Below are 16,417 nucleotides of genomic sequence, written 5' to 3' on the forward strand. Positions count from 1 at the left end.
GACCGAGGACGGACACCACCGCCCCGGCCCCGCCCCACCCACCACCCGTAGGCGCTACGCGCACCCCCACCGAAGCCGCACTGGCGCCGCAGGCACGGCCACGCGCACCCCCACCGGCCCCGCACCCGAACCCCCGCCCACCCCGCGGAGCGAACCGGCGGCATCGTCCCCCGGATGCTGGAATGCTGGACCCCATGACTACGGGGATGCGGGGGGACGAGATCGTGGAGGACAGAGTGCGGGTGGTCATCGCCGAGGATTCCGTCTTGCTGCGGGAGGGCCTGACACGCCTGCTCACCGACCGGGGACACGACGTCGTCGCGGGCGTCGGCGACGGCAACGCGCTGATCAAGACCATCACAGAACTGGACGCCCAGGGCGAGCTGCCCGACGTGGTCGTGGCCGACGTACGCATGCCTCCCACCCACACCGACGAGGGCGTCCGCGCGGCCGTACAGCTGCGCAAGGCGCACCCCGACCTCGGCGTCCTCGTGCTGTCGCAGTACGTGGAGGAGCGCTACGCCACGGAGTTGCTCGCGGGTTCCAGCCGGGGCGTCGGCTATCTGCTCAAGGACCGGGTAGCCGAAGTGCGTGAGTTCGTGGACGCGGTGGTGCGCGTGGCCCAGGGCGGTACGGCCCTGGACCCGGAGGTCGTCGCGCAGCTGCTCGGCCGTAGCCGCAAGCAGGACGTACTCGCGGGACTCACCCCCCGTGAGCGGGAGGTCCTGGGCCTGATGGCCGAGGGGCGGACGAACTCCGCGATCGCCAGGCAGCTGGTGGTGAGCGACGGCGCCGTCGAGAAGCACGTCAGCAACATCTTCCTGAAGCTGGGCCTCTCCCAGAGCGAGGGCGACCACCGGCGCGTACTGGCCGTGCTCACCTACCTCAATTCCTGAGCCCGCCGTTCCTGTTCCTGCCCCTCGTGCGGCCGAACCGCGACGCGAAGAGGCTGCGTCTCCTACGCAAAGGTGGAAAAGGTCCGAGGGGCGCCGCACCAGCGGCATTCCAGGGAGAACCGGTAGAGATCAAGGCGCCGGGACATCCCAAACCGATGTCCAACATGCGAATCACCCAAGGAAGGCGACCCTTACGGTCGTAGGGTTGATCCAGGGAGGACCTGCGGGAAGGTCCGGCCCGGACAGCCGCCTCGAGGGAGGTCCAGTTCAGTGACCAGCCAGGTCAGCAGCCCAGCGGAGCACGCCGACGGAGCAGTCGTAGGAGAGCAGCGCACAGCGGCGACGGGGTCCAAGGACGTCCGCCGTCTGGACCGAGTGATCATCAGGTTCGCGGGGGACTCGGGTGACGGCATGCAGCTCACCGGTGACCGTTTCACCTCGGAGACCGCGTCCTTCGGCAACGACCTGTCGACGCTGCCGAACTTCCCGGCCGAGATCCGCGCGCCCGCCGGCACCCTGCCGGGTGTGTCGTCCTTCCAGCTCCACTTCGCCGACCACGACATCCTCACCCCCGGTGACGCGCCGAACGTCCTGGTGGCGATGAACCCGGCCGCGCTGAAGGCGAACATCGCCGATCTGCCGCGGGGCGCGGAGATCATCGTCAACACGGACGAGTTCACCAAGCGGGCGATGCAGAAGGTCGGCTACGAGACGAACCCGCTGGAGGACGGCTCCCTCGACGGTTACAACGTGCACCCGGTGCCGCTGACGACCCTCACCGTGGAGGCGCTGAAGGAGTTCGACCTCACCCGCAAGGAGGCCGAGCGCAGCAAGAACATGTTCGCGCTGGGCCTGCTGAGCTGGATGTACCACCGCCCGACCGAGGGCACGGAGAAGTTCCTGACCAGCAAGTTCGCGAAGAAGCCGGACATCGCGGCGGCGAACATCGCCGCGTTCCGCGCGGGCTGGAACTTCGGCGAGACCACGGAGGACTTCGCGGTCTCGTACGAGGTAGCCCCGGCCGCGACCGCGTTCCCCCCGGGCGTGTACCGCAACATCTCCGGCAACCTCGCCCTGTCCTACGGACTGATCGCCGCGTCCCGCCAGGCGGACCTGCCGCTGTTCCTGGGCTCGTACCCGATCACCCCGGCGTCGGACATCCTGCACGAGCTCAGCAAGCACAAGAACTTCGGTGTGCGCACCTTCCAGGCCGAGGACGAGATCGCCGGCATCGGCGCGGCCCTCGGTGCGGCGTTCGGCGGTTCGCTGGCCGTGACCACCACGTCCGGCCCGGGTGTGGCCCTGAAGTCCGAGACGATCGGCCTCGCCGTCTCCCTGGAGCTCCCGCTCCTCATCGTGGACATCCAGCGCGGCGGTCCGTCGACGGGACTGCCCACCAAGACCGAGCAGGCCGACCTCCTCCAGGCCATGTACGGCCGCAACGGCGAGGCCCCGGTGCCCGTCGTCGCCCCCCGCACCCCGGCCGACTGCTTCGACGCCGCCCTGGAGGCCGCCCGGATCGCGCTCGCCTACCGCACCCCGGTGTTCCTCCTCTCCGACGGCTACCTGGCCAACGGCTCCGAGCCGTGGCGCATCCCGGACCTGGAGGAGCTGCCGGATCTCCAGGTGCAGTTCACGCAGGGCCCCAACCACACCCTGGACGACGGCACCGAGGTGTTCTGGCCGTACAAGCGCGATCCGCAGACGCTCGCGCGCCCCTGGGCCGTCCCCGGCACCCCCGGCCTGGAGCACCGCATCGGCGGCATCGAGAAGCAGGACGGCACGGGCAACATCTCCTACGACCCGGCCAACCACGACTTCATGGTCCGCACCCGGCAGGCGAAGATCGACGGCATCGACGTGCCGGACGTCGAGGTCGACGACCCGCACGAAGCGCGGACCCTCGTCCTGGGCTGGGGCTCGACCTACGGCCCGATCACCGCGGCCGTCCGCCGGCTGCGCGCCGCCGGGGAGTCCGTCGCGCAGGCGCACCTGCGGCACCTCAACCCGTTCCCGAAGAACCTCGGTGAGGTCGTGAAGCGCTACGACAAGGTGGTGATCCCCGAGATGAACCTCGGTCAGCTCGCCACGCTCATCAGGGCGAAGTATCTGGTCGACGCTCACTCGTACAACCAGGTCAACGGCATGCCGTTCAAGGCGGAGCAGCTCGCAAAGGCTCTGAAGGAGGCCATCGATGGCTGAGACGTCCAGGGAAGGCACGGGCACGATCGAGGCGCTTTCCCTCGTCCCGAAGACCGAGGGCAGGCAGTCCATGAAGGACTTCAAGTCCGATCAGGAAGTGCGCTGGTGCCCCGGCTGCGGCGACTACGCCATCCTGGCCGCCGTGCAGGGTTTCATGCCCGAGCTGGGGCTGGCCCGGGAGAACATCGTCTTCGTCTCCGGCATCGGCTGCTCGTCCCGCTTCCCGTACTACATGAACACCTACGGGATGCACTCCATCCACGGCCGCGCCCCGGCCATCGCCACGGGCCTGGCGGCCTCCCGCCGGGATCTGTCCGTCTGGGTGGTCACGGGCGACGGCGACGCGCTGTCCATCGGCGGCAACCACCTGATCCACGCGCTGCGCCGCAACGTCAACCTGAAGATCCTCCTGTTCAACAACCGGATCTACGGCCTCACCAAGGGGCAGTACAGCCCCACCTCCGAGGTCGGCAAGATCACCAAGTCGACTCCGATGGGCTCGCTGGACGCGCCGTTCAACCCGGTGTCGCTGGCGATCGGCGCGGAGGCGTCCTTCGTGGCCCGCACGGTGGACTCGGACCGCAAGCACCTCACCGAGGTGCTGCGCCAGGCCGCGGCCCATCCGGGCACGGCGCTGGTGGAGATCTACCAGAACTGCAACATCTTCAACGACGGTGCATTCGAGGTGCTCAAGGACCGTCAGCAGGCGGAGGAGGCGGTGATCCGCCTGGAGCACGGACAGCCGATCCGCTTCGGCAGCAACGGCTCCCGGGGCGTCGTACGGGACCGGGCCACGGGCGACCTCAAGGTCGTCACGGTGACGCCGGACAACGAGGCCGAGGTCCTGGTCCACGACGCGCACGCGGCGTCGCCGACCACCGCGTTCGCGCTGTCCCGCCTGGCCGACCCGGACACCCTGCACCACACCCCGATCGGCGTGTTCCGGTCCGTGGACCGGCCGGTGTACGACACGCAGATGGCCGACCAGCTCGACACCGCCATCGAACAGCACGGCAAGGGCGACCTGGCCGCGCTGATGGCGGGCGGCGACACCTGGACGGTCGTCGGCTGACGACGGCGCCGTCGTTACGAGGCCCGGGCCCGCGCGGCCCGGGCCTCGTCGTATGCCTGCCGGGCCCGCTCGACGTCGGCCATGCGCCGCTCGGTCCACTCCGCCAGGGACCGCACCTGTTCGGCGGCCTCCCGGCCCAGCTCGGTGAGGGAGTAGTCGACGCGTGGCGGGATGACGGGGTGGGCGTCGCGGTGGACGAAGCCGTCCCGCTCCAGGGTCTGCAGCGTCTGCGTGAGCATCTTCTCGCTGACGTCCCGGCCGGTCCTGCCGATCTCCCGGCGCAGCTCGCTGAATCGGTACGGCCGCTCCAGCAGCGCGATGAGCGCCAGGACGCCCCAGCGGCTGGTGACGTGCTCGAGGACCAGGCGATACGGGCACATCGCCTCGCCGTCGCTGCTCACCCTGCTTACTGTCATGCCAGTACCTTACTTTGAGGTGGGTACTTACCGAAAGAGAGCCGCTTTCCTAGGGTGAGTGAGCAGTACGCAACCCCCAGGGAGAGTTCTGATCATGAGCATCGTCGTCACCGGCGCCACCGGAAAGCTCGGCCGTCACGTCGTGGAGCAGCTGCTGGAGAAGGTCCCGGCCGACCGCGTCACCGTCGTCGTGCGCGACGCGCACAAGGCCGCCGGCTTCGCGGCGCGCGGCGTGCGGATCGCGGTCGCCGACTACAACGCGCCGGAGAGCTTCGACGGCGTGTTCGCGGCCGGCGACCGGGTGCTGCTGATCTCCGGCAGCGAGGTCGACAAGGGCCGGGTCCAGCAGCACAAGGTGGTCATCGACGCCGCCAGGGCCGCCGGTGTCGCCCTGCTCGCCTACACCAGCGCCCCGGGGCGCCTCACCGCCGCGCTCGCCGACGACCACCGCGGCACGGAGGAGGCGCTGCTCGCCTCGGGCGTCCCCTACACGCTGCTGCGCAACGGCTGGTACCACGAGAACTACACCGAGAACCTGGCCCCCGTGCTGGAGCACGGCACGGTGGTCGCCGCCGCCGGCGAGGGCCGGGTCTCGTCCGCCGCGCGCGCCGACTACGCGGCGGCCGCCGTGGCCGTGCTCACCGGTGAGGGGCACGAGAACGCGACGTACGAGCTGGGCGGCGACCATGCGTGGAGCTTCGCCGAGTACGCGGCCGAGCTGAGCCGGCAGACCGGCCGGGAGATCACCTACACCCCGGTCACGCCGGAGGCGCTCACCGGCATCCTCACCGGGGCCGGTCTGCCCGGTCCGCTGGCCGGGGTCCTCGCGGACGTCGACGCGTCCATCGCGAAGGGGGAGCTGGTCGTGGACGGCGGCGATCTGTCCCGCCTGGCCGGCCGTCCGACCACGCCGCTCGCGGACGCGATCGCCGCGGCGCTCAAGGGCTGACCTCCGCACTCCCTCCCCGTCTGTCATGACCGTATGCCGATACGGGCATGACAGATGGGGTTGTCCGGCGTTACCGTCGTCCGGGCGAGCTGCGCTCGCACAGGGCACGCGTCAGGCAAGAAGGAGGGGCCCGTGACCGGGAAGTCGGCCGCAGAGCGGCGCATAGGACTGCTGAACGGCTTCGCGGCGTACGGGATGTGGGGGCTCGTGCCCCTGTTCTGGCCCCTGCTCAAGCCCGCCGGGGCGGTGGAGATCCTCGCCCACCGGATGGTCTGGTCGCTGTTCTTCGTCGCCGCCGCGCTGCTCGTCGTGCGCCGCTGGGCGTGGCTCGGTGAGCTGCTGCGGCAGCCGCGCAAGCTGGCGCTGGTCACGGTCGCCGCAGCGGTGATCACCGTCAACTGGGGCGTCTACATCTGGTCCGTGAACTCCGGGCACGTGGTCGAGGCCTCCCTCGGCTACTTCATCAACCCGCTGGTCACCATCGCGATGGGTGTCCTGCTGCTGAAGGAGCGGCTGCGGCCGGTGCAGTGGGCGGCGGTGGGCGTCGGCGCCGCGGCGGTGCTCGTCCTCACCGTCGGCTACGGCCGCCCGCCGTGGATCTCGCTCTGCCTCGCCTTCTCCTTCGCCACCTACGGACTGGTGAAGAAGAAGGTCAACCTCGGCGGTGTGGAGTCGCTGGCCGCCGAGACCGCGATCCAGTTCCTGCCCGCCCTCGGCTATCTGCTGTGGCTGAGCGCGCAGGGCGAGTCCACCTTCGCCGCGGAGGGCGCGGGGCACGCGGCGCTGCTCGCCGCGACCGGGATCGTCACCGCGCTCCCCCTGGTCTGCTTCGGCGCCGCCGCGATCCGGGTGCCCCTGTCCACGCTGGGGCTGCTGCAGTACCTGGCTCCGGTGTTCCAGTTCCTGCTCGGCGTCCTCTACTTCAAGGAGGCCATGCCGCCGGAGCGCTGGGCCGGTTTCGCGCTGGTCTGGCTGGCGCTGACCCTGCTCACCTGGGACGCCCTGCGCACCGCCCGCCGCGCCGCCCGCACGCTCGCCGCCGAGAGGAACAGGCCCACCATGACCACGGACACGGTGAGCCCCGTGCGGCAGGCGCAGAGCGTGCCCGCCGGGCCGGAGACCGACCCGCTGGAGGCCCGCCCGTAGCCCGCGGCGGCCCGCCTGTAGCCCGCGCGACGGCCCGCAGGTAGCCCCCGTGAGGGCTCACCGGTAGCCCGCGCATCGGCGACGGCCGACGGCCCGGGCGGTACTACGCGCCTGCCCGGGGCGCACGGCGCGCTCGGTGGGCGCGGACCTTCTCGCGGTTGCCGCAGTGTTCCATCGCGCACCAGCGGCGGCGGCCGGGGCGGGAGGTGTCGACGAAGAGCAGGCGGCAGTCGTGCGCGCCGCACTCGCGGATGCGGTCGGCGTAGGGGCCGGTGAACAGGTCGATCGCGTCGCGGGCGACGGTCGACAGCAGCTGCGTCCCCGTCGCACCCCGGGCCCAGCTACGAGTGCCGTCCGCCCCCATGCGCGAGACCAGCGGCGGCTCGGCCGCGGCGGCATTGACGTGATCCAGGTCCCCGGCCCGGAGCGGACGCCCGTGGGCACGGTCGGCGGCGAGCCGGAACAGCGCGTCCCGCAGGGCACGCGCCCGCTCCAGCTCACCCTCGTCGACGGTCAGGTCGAGTCCCTCCGCGAGACGACTGCGCCCCGCCCAGGCCACCAGATCCGCCGGCGCGTGCAGCACCTCGAAGCGCGCGAGAGCCCCCGGACCGCCGGTCGGCAACAGCTCCAGACACAGGGCGCCCGGGTCGAACCGGTAGGGCGTCCCTTGATGCGAGACCAGAGTGAGACCGGGGCCGTCTCCCGGCGTTTCCATTGCACGACCGCTCACGTAACCACTATAACCAGTTACATGACACAGCCACCGGCACCATCCACTCCTCTGCACTGGAAGCTCGTCATCGACGCGGGCGACCCGCACGCACAGGCGGACTTCTGGGCCGCCGCACTCGGTTACGTGGTGGAGGACAACAGCGCCCTCATCGAGAAGCTGCTCGACGCCGGCGTCGTACCCCCCGAGATCATCGTCGAGCACCACGGCCGCCGCGCGTTCCGGGACCTGATCGCCGTCCGGCACCCGGACGACCCCTTCGAGGAGGGCAGCGGCACCGGACTGGGCCGGCGGCTGCTGTTCCAGCGGGTCCCGGAGGCGAAGACGGTCAAGAACCGGCTCCACCTCGACGTCCACGCGGGCGAGGGACGCCGCGAGGCGGAGGTCGCACGGCTGGAGCAGCTCGGCGCGAGCGTGCTGCGCCAGGTGCAGGAGCCCGGCGGGACGTGGACCGTGATGCTGGACCCGGAGGGCAACGAGTTCTGCGTGCAGTGACAGGTCGGCCCGAGGGGGTGTGGCGGTGCTCACCCCACCCTCCGATATACGCAACACGCTGTCCTGATATCGCTCTTGACGGAGAGTCAGCCCACGTTCACCATCCAGGCACCCACTTCACCGTGGCGTGCCTGTGGGCACCCGACCCACGGGCTTCCCCAAGGAACTCGGAGCCCCCACATGAAGCTCTCCGTTTCCACCCGTGCGGCTGCGGCCGGTGCCGTCGCGATGGTCACCCTCCTGGCCGGCGGCACCCTCGCCGACGCGGCAGCGGCACCCCCGCGCACCGCCGCCGCACCCGACATCCCCCTGGCCAACGTCAAGGCGCACCTCACGCAACTGCAGTCCATAGCCACCGCCAACGGCGGCAACCGCGCCCACGGCCGCCCCGGCTACAAGGCATCGCTCGACTACGTGAAGGCCAAGCTGGACGCGGCCGGGTTCACCACCACCGTCCAGCAGTTCACCACCTCCGGCCGCACCGGCTACAACCTCATCGCCGACTGGCCCGGCGGCGACCCGAACCAGGTCGTGATGGCGGGCGCCCACCTCGACGGCGTCTCCTCCGGCCCCGGCATCAACGACAACGGTTCCGGCTCGGCCGCCGTACTGGAGACCGCGCTCGCCGTGGCACGGGCCCAGTACCGGCCCACCAAACATCTGCGGTTCGCCTGGTGGGGCGCCGAGGAACTCGGGCTGGTCGGCTCCCGCTACTACGTCGGCCGGCTGGCCGGCGGGGACCGCGCCCGGATCGACGGCTACCTCAACTTCGACATGATCGGCTCACCGAACCCCGGGTACTTCGTCTACGACGACGATCCCGCGATCGAGAAGACCTTCCAGGCGTACTTCACCGGCATCGGCGTCCCCACGGAGATCGAGACCGAGGGCGACGGGCGCTCCGACCACGCGTCGTTCAAGAACGCGGGCGTGCCGGTCGGCGGTCTGTTCACCGGGGCGAGCCGCACCAAGTCCGCGGCGCAGGCGGCGAAGTGGGGCGGTACGGCGGGCCGGGCCTTCGACCGCTGCTACCACTCCTCCTGCGACACCACCGCCAACATCGACGACACGGCCCTGAACCGCAACAGCGACGCGATCGCGTACGCGGTGTGGGAGCTGTCGGCGTAACGAGACGCCGCTCAACCCCGCCGGGCACGCTCGGTCAGGCGGCCCATGCGGGCGCGGGCGGACTCCAGCTCCTCGATCTCGTCGGCGGCGGCGCCGCCCTCGGCGGCGAGTTCCGTCCACAGCGTGATCAGCTCGCCGCCCAGCTCCAGTCCGGGCTGCGGGTCGCGCACCGCCCGCCAGGCGGTGGCGGCGCTGCGGACGTTGCCGTAGGCGGCCTCCGCGTCGCCGGTGCGGCGGCAGATCGCGGCGAGGTCGAGGGAGAGCCGGAAGGCCCGCACCGGTTCGCCGGCCAAGTAGGCGATGTAGGCGGTGAGTTCGCGCAGCCGGAGCACCTCCGGGTGCTCCGGTCCGAGCGTGGCCGACGCCTCGGTCACGGTCTGCTCGGCCAGTCGCGCCGCCGTGTCGATCCGTCCCGCCCGTACCGCGTCGTTGATCCGCCCCATGGGCTCGGCGAGTTGCGCCTCGCCCGGCGCGGCGAGCGGTTCGTCCCCGAGCACCGCCTCGGCCACGGCGTCGAATCCGCGGGGCGGGGTCGGTTTGGGGTCGGGTCCGAGGCCGTCGGGCTCCTGCGGCGGCTCGTGGCTCCGGCCGGACTCGGGGGCCGGGGCCGGGTGGGGCCTGGCGTCCATGGGCGGAGGCGGCCCGAACGCACCCGTCGGGGGCGCGACCGTGCCGGGCGGCACGGCGTCCGCGGGCTCGGGCAGGGGCCGCAGCCGGAAGGTGGGCGCGGAGTCGCTCGGACCCTGCGGCTCGGGCACCGCTCGCAACGGGAAGGTCGGGGCGACGTCTCGCACGGGTTCCGGTGCTGACGTCGGTTCCGGCGCCGGTGCCGAAGGCGTTACCGGGGCCGGAGGCGTGGCCGGCGCCGGTGCCGAAGGCGGTGCCGACTGGGGCGTTGCCGGGGCGGGTTCCGGTACGTGGCGCAGGAGGTGGGTGGGCTTGTCGTGCCCGGCGCGGGGAGCGGCCGGTGCGGAGGCGGATCCCATCCGCAGCGGCTCCCCCGACAGGTGGCTGGAGCCGTCCGGCTCGACGCGGAGCGGGACGACGTAGCCGATGCGTTCGTCGTGGACGGTGGCGAGGACGGCGTGACCGGAGGCGAGGGCGATGCGGTGGAGGCGGTTCAGCACGGCCTGCTGGATCTCCTCGCCTGCCCCGGCGACCACCGGCACCCCACCGACGGACGCACCGCCCGGCGCACCGACCGGCGCACCGGACACACCCGCGTCCGCACCCGTCCCGGCGACGGGAAGGGGGACATGGACGTCGATCGGTACTGCCGCAGGGTCCGGCGCGTGGGCGGCCTCTTCGTGTTCCCGCTTCTTCTCGCGGCTGAGTCGAGCCATCGTCCCCTCATTCGGGTCGTACACCTGTCTTCGAGTGTGTCCGCTCGCTCGCGTTTCTCACGTCACCGCGATGTCACAGGCTCGTCCCAACGCCCGTCCGCCCCGGTCCGGGGCTAGGGGCTGTGGCATGAGGATCGGGATGACGAGGCAGGAGAGGGGCATGCGGACAGACATGCGACAGGGACCGGAGATCTGGCTCCGCGGGCCGGTGGCGGAGCCGGAGCCGGTGGTACCGGGGCCGGGCGGCCCGCCGGATCCCGCCCCCGCACGGGCGAGCGCCCGGGCGTTCTCCTGGGTCGGCACCCACGGCGGCGCAGGCGTCTCCACGCTCGCCGCGGTCTACGGCGGTCACGACAGCGGGCCGGCCTGGCCGGGCCCCGGTGCTCCGCAGTCGGTGCTGCTCGTCGCGCGGACGCATGCGACCGGCCTGGACTCGGTGCTTCCGGCGGTGGAGCTGTTCCGGACCGGGAAGGCCCCGCAAGGGCTGGACCTCGACGGCGTCGTGCTGGTGGCGGACGCGCCGGGCCGGCTGCCGCGACCGCTGGCCCAGCGGGTCCGGCTCATCGAGTCCGTGATCGACGTGTACCGCGTGCCGTGGGTGCCCGACTGGCGGCTGGGTGATCTGAGCGGCCGTCCGCCCCGCGAGTCGGAACCTCTGGCCCGGCTGACAGGAACAGGGCGCTGAACGCCGGAGAGCCACCCCCGCCGGCGGTGGAGATCGCCGCCGCCGTACGCGAGCGCACCCTGCGTGCCGTCGACGTGACCGCGCAGGCGCTGGAACGCATCGACCGGGTCGACCCGGAGCTCTGCGCGTTCCTCGAGGTGTGGCGCGAGGAGGCGTTGCACCGGGCCGGTGAGGTGGAGGCGCGGGTCGGAGCGGGCGAACGGCTGCCGCTGGCCGGGGTGCCGATCGCGGTCAAGGGCCGGCACGGGCTGCGTGCGGCGGATCCGCTGCTCGCGGCCGGGTGTGTCGCCGTGGGCGCCACCTCCGTACCCGGGCCGGGGACCGACTGGCAGACCTGGGGGCTCGGGGCGCACGGCCGCACCGTCAATCCGTGGCGCCCGGACCGGACTCCGGGCGGCTCCTCCGCCGGGTCGGCGGTGGCGGTGGCGGCCGGGCTGGTCCCGCTGGCGACCGGCAGCGACGGGGCGGGGTCGGTGCGGATCCCGGCGGCCTGGTGCGGGGTGGTGGGCCTGAAGGTGACGGGCGGCCGCCTCCCCTCCCCCGACCGTACGGGTCTGGCGGCCCCCGGCGTCCTCACCCGCACGGCGTCGGACGCGGCGGCCTGGTGGCGAGCGGTGTCCGGGGAGGGGCCCCCGGCCGGCACCTCTCTCCCCGTGACCGCCGTCTGGTCCGCCGATCTCGGGTTCGCGGACCCGGACCCCGAGCCGGTGGCGTCGGCCCGGGCGGCGGTGGACCGCCTGGCCGACGCGGGCGTACTGCGTCTCGTACGCCCCTCGACGCCCCCGCGTCTTCTCGACCCGGCGGCGGCCTGGCTCGCTCTGCGCGCCCGCTCCTCCGCCCGCCACGGCGACCTCGCCCGCGACCTCGCCGACGCCCACCGCGTCCGCGCGGAGAACGACCGCCGCCTGGCCGCCGTCCTCGCCGACGCCGAGCTGCTGCTCACCCCCACGGCCCCCACCGCGCCGCACGGCCACGAGGGCCCGGGCGACCGCTACTCCACGGCGCTCACCTGGGCGTTCAACCTGAGCGGCCACCCGGCACTGAGCATCCCGGCCGGCCTCGGCGCCGACGGCTGCCCGACCGGGCTCCAGCTGGTGGCACGGCACGGACAGGAGGCGCTGCTGCTGGCCGTGGCGCGGGAGGCGGAGACCCACGGGGCGTTCCCCTGACCGGCCGCGCTTGCCGCATTACTTGCACGCGCATATGATGCACATGCTTGTAATCGCCGCGCGCCGGTCACCCGGCGCTTCTCTGGGGGATGACCATGACCCGCCGCTTCCTCTTCGTCCTGGGCAGCGCCCGCCCCGACGGCAACACCGAACTGCTGGCCCGCCGGGCCGCGGAACAACTGCCGCCGCAGGTGGAGCAGCAGTGGATCGACCTGGCCGCCCACCCGCTGCCCGACTTCGCGGACCTGCGCCACGACAGCGACCACGTCCGCCCCACCGAGGGCGACGTGGCCCTGCTCCTGGACGCCACCCTCGCGGCCACGGACGTGGTGATCGCCTCGCCGCTGTACTGGTACTCGGTGTCCGCCCAGACCAAGCGCTACCTCGACTACTGGTCCGGCTGGCTGCGCACTCCCGGCCTCGACTTCAAGGCGACCATGGCGGGCCGCACCCTCTGGGGCGTCACCGCGCTCGCCCATGAGGAGCCGGAGGTGGCCGACCCCCTGATCGGCACCCTCAACAACTCCGCCGCCTACATGGGCATGCGTTTCGGCGGCGTCCTCCTCGGCAACGGCAGCAAGCCGGGCGACGTCCTGAAGGACACCGAGGCCCTCACCCGCGCCAAGACGTTCTTCACCCAGGAAGCCCCCTTCGCCCGCTTCCCGTACGACGCCGGCTGACCCCCCGGGCGCCGCCCGCACCGTCGCACGCGGTGGGACATGGACCACTACGCGGTGATGTCCTTCGCCGTGAACCTCGCCCACGCCGCCGAGCCGAACACACCCGCGTACAGGGCCTGGAGGCCGAGGTTCCTGGTCAGGTCCTCCCAGTAGACCGGCTCGCGCATGAGGTCGGCGAAGGACAGCCAGTAGTGGGAGAAGAAGTAGGGGTGAAGGGCGTCGAGTTGGGGGATCTGGTCGAGGATCTGGACCGTGATCAGCAGTCCCACGGTCGTCGCCATGGCCGCGATGCCGCTGTTGGTGAGGGTGGACACGAACAGGCCGAGCGCGGCCACGCCGACGAGTGACGCGGCGACGACCAGGGCGATGAGCAGCGCCCTGCCGAGACCCTCGGCGAAGCTGATGCGCGTGCCGGAGATGGTGGTGAGGTCGCCGAGCGGGAACAGCAGCGCGCCGACGGTCAGTGCCGACACCGCGACCACGAGCGTGGCGACCAGGCAGAACGCCAGGACGGTGGCGTACTTGGTGAGCAGCAGGCGGCTGCGGCCCGCCGGGGCGACCAGGAGGTAGCGGAGCGTGCCGGCGTTGGCCTCGCCGGCGACGGCGTCGCCCGCGACGACCCCGACGGCCATGGGCAGGAAGAAGGGCAGGGTCGCGGCCAGCGCGGTGAACACGAGGAACAGCCCGTTGTTCGTGATCTGCGAGATGAAGGCGGGCCCCTCGCCGCCTCCCCCGCCGACCGACGAACCGTCACCGGTCTCGATCCTCACCGCGATACCGACCAGGACCGGAACGGCCGCAAGCACCCCGAGCAGCGCGAGCGTGCGCCAGCGCCGGAAGGTCGTCAGCAGCTCACTGCGGAAGAGCCCGAAGGTCCACGGCCACCGCGCCTCGCGGACCGTCGCCTCAGCCCGCGACATCGAAGCCCTCCCCGGTCAGCGCCACGAACGCGTCCTCCAGCGAGGCCCGTTCGACCCCGAACCCGCGCACGCGGACCCCGGCCCTCACCAGCACGGCGTTGACCTCGGCGAGATCCCCCTCCGGCACCTCACCGGTCACCTTCCCCTCCTCGACGACGACATCACCGACCCCCTGCTCCTTGAGCAGCCGCGCCGCGTCCGCCGTATCCGGCGTGACCACCGCCAATCGCCCGCGCGCCCCCGCCGCCAGCTCGGCGACCGGCCCCTGGGTGACCAGCCGCCCCTGCGCCATCACGGCGGCATGCGTGCACACCTGCTCGATCTCGTCGAGCAGGTGCGAGGACAGAAAGACGGTGGTGCCGTCCGAGGCCAACTCCCTGATCAGCGTGCGGATCTCCCGCATCCCCTGCGGATCGAGCCCATTGGTCGGCTCGTCGAGGACCAGCAGCCTGCGCGGCTGGAGCAGCGCCGCCGCGAGCCCCAACCGCTGCTTCATCCCGAGCGAGTACGCCTTCGCCTTCTTCCCGGCGGCGGCCGTCAGCCCCACCCGCTCCAGCGCGCCGGCGACCCGGGCCCGCCGGGTGCGCGGATCGGCGGTCGGGTCGGCGGCGTCGTAGCGCAGCAGATTGTCCCGGCCGGACAGAAACCCGTACAGAGCGGGCCCTTCGATCAGAGCACCGACCTGCGGCAGCACGGCCCGCGCCGCCCGCGGCATCGCCCGGCCCAGCACCTGCGCCGTGCCCGAGGTGGGCTCGATCAGGCCCATCAGCATGCGGATGGTGGTGGTCTTGCCGGAACCATTGGGGCCGAGGAAGCCGAAGACGCTGCCCGCCGGGACGGTCAGATCGAGACCGTCGACGGCGAGTTGCCCGCCGCGGTAGCGCTTGGTGAGCGCACGCGTGACGATGACGTCGCCCATCGGCTCCCTCGTTCCCTGTCGGCTCCCGGGGACCTTACTTCCCTTCCTCGGCCGCCTTCACGAGGGCGTCCTTGGTGACGGCGCCCACGTAGACCGTGCCGTCCTCGGTGAGCAGGGCGTTGACCAGGCGCGTGCTGAACACCGTGCCGGTGCCGAAGTCGCCCTTGACCTGGTCGCCGAGCGAGCCGAGGAAGCCGCCGGCGTCACCGGCCGGCAGGCCCTCGCCACCGGTGTCGAAGGTGGCGATGGAGTTCCAGCCCTCGCCGAGCACCTTGATCCCCTCGAGCCCCTCGCCGAGTTCCTTCTCCGCCTCGGGGTCGGGCTTGCCCTGGTCGAGTTCGCCCTCCTCGGTCACCTTGGCGCCCTTGGGCGGGCTGAAGTCGAACGTCGACGCGGCCGGCCTGTCGAAGCTGACCTTGGTGAAGCCGACGTCCACGACGGCGGCGCCGCCGCTCGCCGGGGTGAGCGTGAACTTCAGCGGCGTACCGGTCTCGTGGTCCACGGCGATGCTGATCGCGCCGACCGTGGAGCCGGACTGCTTGGGCTTGACGACGAGCTTGTAGGCGTCCCGGCCCGCCACCTGGGCGGTGCCGTCGACGGTCACGGACGTGGTGTCGTCGACCGACTTCAGCGCCTCCTCGGCGAAGTCCTTCGGCGTGGCCGGCGGCTTCTGCTCCTTGCCGGCCTCGTCGACGGTGCCGTGGTAGACCTCGTTGGACTTGCTGTCGTAGCCCCAGACGTCCTTGCCGTTGTGGATGAGGCTGTACTCGGCGGCGTCCTCCAGGAGCGACACCTTCTGCCGGTCAGGACCGTCGGCGGCGACGCGCAGGGTGTGCGTGCCGGACGCCAGCTCCGTGAGCTTGGTGGAGGGGTCGGCGGAGGAGCCGCCCTCACCGCGCTCCACCGCACCGGACGCGAGGCTGCTCTCCAGCCCGCCGAGGTCGGGCAGACCGAGATCGGTGCTGATCTTCACGGTGCCGGACAGCTGCTCGACGTCCGACTGCGCGATCTTCTCTATGAGCTGAGCCGCGGTGATCTTCGGCAGGTCGGGGTCACCGGAGTCGGCGAGGGCGGGGACGAGGCCGATGGTCGCGGCCGCCACGCCCATCACCGTGACCGGGACGACGTACCGCGCGGCCCTGCGCCGGGCCGTGCTCGGCTCGTCGACCTCCCCTGCGGTGGTGTTGTCGTCGGATTCGTACGGTGCCATGTGTGCGCTACCTCCGTGATCGGCGGCGGCGGTCTCGCCCTGAGCCGCCATTCTCACCCGAATCGGTGAAGAGTGGTGATGTCCGTCGTGCTCCATCTGACCAAACACCGGCACCGGTTACGTCAGCCCGCGGGCTCAACTCCGCGTACTGCTGCGGTATGACACGGGGACGTGTTTCCTCCGCCGACCAGTAGGGGGTGGGAGCTGAACAGCCGTCGACGGGGCCGGACGAGGGCGGGTATCGCTCACCCGCGCCGGCGGGGTGCCGCTGCAGGGACGACCGGCCGCAGCCGCGCGCGGCGGGCGAGCACAGTGCACCGTGGGCGTGCCGCAGCCGCCCGCGGCGGGGAGGGGACGGGGCGGTGGTGTGTGTCCGGCGTGCTCCGCACTGTCGGGGACCAACTGCAGCGCTGTGGCGAGCAGCAGGCCGGTCCAGCCCCAGCCGGCGGAGAAGGCC

16 protein-coding genes are annotated in these 16,417 nt (G+C 72.1%); 10 read left to right on the forward strand and 6 right to left on the reverse strand.

Annotation, left to right across the window (positions count from 1 at the left end; all coding sequences use genetic code 11):
- Positions 1–206: 206 nt before the first annotated feature.
- The 3 genes from AB0412_RS35405 (at position 207) to AB0412_RS35415 (ending at position 4,170) form a co-directional block, all read left to right on the forward strand.
- Positions 207–896: a response regulator transcription factor gene (locus AB0412_RS35405; protein WP_366406747.1), complete on the forward strand. Its 690-nt coding sequence runs from the start codon at positions 207–209 to the stop codon at positions 894–896.
- Between the two features lie 270 nt (positions 897–1,166).
- Positions 1,167–3,098, forward strand: a complete 1,932-nt coding sequence (locus AB0412_RS35410) for a 2-oxoacid:acceptor oxidoreductase subunit alpha (protein ID WP_366406733.1) — start codon at positions 1,167–1,169, stop codon at positions 3,096–3,098.
- Complete coding sequence (locus AB0412_RS35415; RefSeq protein ID WP_366406734.1) at positions 3,091–4,170, forward strand: 2-oxoacid:ferredoxin oxidoreductase subunit beta; 1,080 nt, start codon at positions 3,091–3,093, stop codon at positions 4,168–4,170. The genes AB0412_RS35410 and AB0412_RS35415 overlap by 8 nt, the downstream gene beginning before the upstream one ends.
- Positions 4,171–4,184: 14 nt before the next feature.
- On the opposite strand, the gene AB0412_RS35420 is transcribed toward AB0412_RS35415, so the two are convergent.
- Positions 4,185–4,586 carry a helix-turn-helix domain-containing protein gene (locus AB0412_RS35420; RefSeq protein WP_366406735.1) on the reverse strand — a complete coding sequence of 134 codons (402 nt, stop codon included), beginning with the start codon at positions 4,584–4,586 and terminating at the stop codon, positions 4,185–4,187.
- A gap of 94 nt (positions 4,587–4,680) precedes the next feature.
- Between AB0412_RS35420 and AB0412_RS35425 the strand changes: the two genes are divergently transcribed.
- Both AB0412_RS35425 and rarD read left to right on the forward strand, forming a co-directional pair.
- Positions 4,681–5,535 carry an SDR family oxidoreductase gene (locus AB0412_RS35425; protein WP_366406736.1) on the forward strand — a complete coding sequence of 285 codons (855 nt, stop codon included), beginning with the start codon at positions 4,681–4,683 and terminating at the stop codon, positions 5,533–5,535.
- A gap of 132 nt (positions 5,536–5,667) precedes the next feature.
- Positions 5,668–6,681 carry an EamA family transporter RarD gene (gene rarD, locus AB0412_RS35430; protein WP_366406737.1) on the forward strand — a complete coding sequence of 338 codons (1,014 nt, stop codon included), beginning with the start codon at positions 5,668–5,670 and terminating at the stop codon, positions 6,679–6,681.
- Between the two features lie 103 nt (positions 6,682–6,784).
- On the opposite strand, the gene AB0412_RS35435 is transcribed toward rarD, so the two are convergent.
- A complete protein-coding gene (locus AB0412_RS35435) occupies positions 6,785–7,396 on the reverse strand; it encodes a CGNR zinc finger domain-containing protein (protein WP_366406748.1) in 612 nt (203 codons plus the stop codon).
- Positions 7,397–7,432: 36 nt separating this feature from the next.
- Between AB0412_RS35435 and AB0412_RS35440 the strand changes: the two genes are divergently transcribed.
- A complete protein-coding gene (locus AB0412_RS35440) occupies positions 7,433–7,906 on the forward strand; it encodes a VOC family protein (RefSeq protein WP_366406738.1) in 474 nt (157 codons plus the stop codon).
- 180 nt (positions 7,907–8,086) lie between these two features.
- The gene (locus AB0412_RS35445) at positions 8,087–9,034 is read left to right on the forward strand and encodes a M28 family metallopeptidase (RefSeq protein WP_366406739.1); all 948 of its coding nucleotides are present in this window, start codon (positions 8,087–8,089) and stop codon (positions 9,032–9,034) included.
- An 11-nt stretch (positions 9,035–9,045) separates the two neighbouring features.
- Here AB0412_RS35445 and AB0412_RS35450 read toward each other — a convergent pair whose 3' ends face one another.
- Positions 9,046–10,377, reverse strand: coding sequence for a tetratricopeptide repeat protein (locus tag AB0412_RS35450; protein ID WP_366406740.1), 1,332 nt, complete (start codon positions 10,375–10,377; stop codon positions 9,046–9,048).
- Between the two features lie 160 nt (positions 10,378–10,537).
- On the opposite strand from AB0412_RS35450, the gene AB0412_RS35455 reads away from it, so the two are divergent.
- The 3 genes from AB0412_RS35455 (at position 10,538) to AB0412_RS35465 (ending at position 12,911) form a co-directional block, all read left to right on the forward strand.
- Entirely contained in the window at positions 10,538–11,062 is a 525-nt protein-coding gene (locus AB0412_RS35455; protein ID WP_366406741.1) for a DUF6668 family protein, read from the forward strand.
- Between the two features lie 26 nt (positions 11,063–11,088).
- Positions 11,089–12,231 carry an amidase gene (locus AB0412_RS35460; RefSeq protein ID WP_366406742.1) on the forward strand — a complete coding sequence of 381 codons (1,143 nt, stop codon included), beginning with the start codon at positions 11,089–11,091 and terminating at the stop codon, positions 12,229–12,231.
- 95 nt (positions 12,232–12,326) lie between these two features.
- Positions 12,327–12,911 (forward strand): NAD(P)H-dependent oxidoreductase, encoded by a 585-nt coding sequence (locus AB0412_RS35465; protein WP_366406743.1) that lies wholly within the window; start codon positions 12,327–12,329, stop codon positions 12,909–12,911.
- 47 nt (positions 12,912–12,958) lie between these two features.
- On the opposite strand, the gene AB0412_RS35470 is transcribed toward AB0412_RS35465, so the two are convergent.
- From AB0412_RS35470 to AB0412_RS35480, 3 genes are read right to left on the reverse strand one after another with little or no spacing between them, the layout of a single operon-like run.
- Positions 12,959–13,831, reverse strand: a complete 873-nt coding sequence (locus AB0412_RS35470) for an ABC transporter permease (RefSeq protein ID WP_366406744.1) — start codon at positions 13,829–13,831, stop codon at positions 12,959–12,961.
- A complete protein-coding gene (locus AB0412_RS35475) occupies positions 13,818–14,750 on the reverse strand; it encodes an ABC transporter ATP-binding protein (protein ID WP_366406745.1) in 933 nt (310 codons plus the stop codon). Before AB0412_RS35475 ends, AB0412_RS35470 begins: the two co-directional genes overlap by 14 nt.
- A 34-nt stretch (positions 14,751–14,784) precedes the next feature.
- On the reverse strand, positions 14,785–15,960 hold the full coding sequence (locus AB0412_RS35480) for a DUF2092 domain-containing protein (protein ID WP_366406746.1): 1,176 nt from the start codon (positions 15,958–15,960) through the stop codon (positions 14,785–14,787).
- Positions 15,961–16,417: the final 457 nt, after the last annotated feature.

Source organism: Streptomyces sp. NPDC052012, assembly GCF_040689265.1.
Classification (GTDB): Bacteria; Actinomycetota; Actinomycetes; order Streptomycetales; family Streptomycetaceae; genus Streptomyces.

Excerpts from the sequence above, each read along its gene's own strand:
- AB0412_RS35405 (WP_366406747.1), top strand. The coding sequence starts at position 207 with ATGCGGGGGGACGAGATCGTGGAGGACAGAGTGCGGGTGGTCATCGCC.
- AB0412_RS35415 (WP_366406734.1), top strand. The coding sequence starts at position 3,091 with ATGGCTGAGACGTCCAGGGAAGGCACGGGCACGATCGAGGCGCTTTCC.
- AB0412_RS35420 (WP_366406735.1), bottom strand. The coding sequence starts at position 4,586 with ATGACAGTAAGCAGGGTGAGCAGCGACGGCGAGGCGATGTGCCCGTAT.
- AB0412_RS35425 (WP_366406736.1), top strand. The coding sequence starts at position 4,681 with ATGAGCATCGTCGTCACCGGCGCCACCGGAAAGCTCGGCCGTCACGTC.
- AB0412_RS35435 (WP_366406748.1), bottom strand. The coding sequence starts at position 7,396 with ATGGAAACGCCGGGAGACGGCCCCGGTCTCACTCTGGTCTCGCATCAA.
- AB0412_RS35440 (WP_366406738.1), top strand. The coding sequence starts at position 7,433 with ATGACACAGCCACCGGCACCATCCACTCCTCTGCACTGGAAGCTCGTC.
- AB0412_RS35445 (WP_366406739.1), top strand. The coding sequence starts at position 8,087 with ATGAAGCTCTCCGTTTCCACCCGTGCGGCTGCGGCCGGTGCCGTCGCG.
- AB0412_RS35450 (WP_366406740.1), bottom strand. The coding sequence starts at position 10,377 with ATGGCTCGACTCAGCCGCGAGAAGAAGCGGGAACACGAAGAGGCCGCC.
- AB0412_RS35455 (WP_366406741.1), top strand. The coding sequence starts at position 10,538 with ATGCGGACAGACATGCGACAGGGACCGGAGATCTGGCTCCGCGGGCCG.
- AB0412_RS35465 (WP_366406743.1), top strand. The coding sequence starts at position 12,327 with ATGACCCGCCGCTTCCTCTTCGTCCTGGGCAGCGCCCGCCCCGACGGC.
- AB0412_RS35470 (WP_366406744.1), bottom strand. The coding sequence starts at position 13,831 with ATGTCGCGGGCTGAGGCGACGGTCCGCGAGGCGCGGTGGCCGTGGACC.
- AB0412_RS35475 (WP_366406745.1), bottom strand. The coding sequence starts at position 14,750 with ATGGGCGACGTCATCGTCACGCGTGCGCTCACCAAGCGCTACCGCGGC.
- AB0412_RS35480 (WP_366406746.1), bottom strand. The coding sequence starts at position 15,960 with ATGGCACCGTACGAATCCGACGACAACACCACCGCAGGGGAGGTCGAC.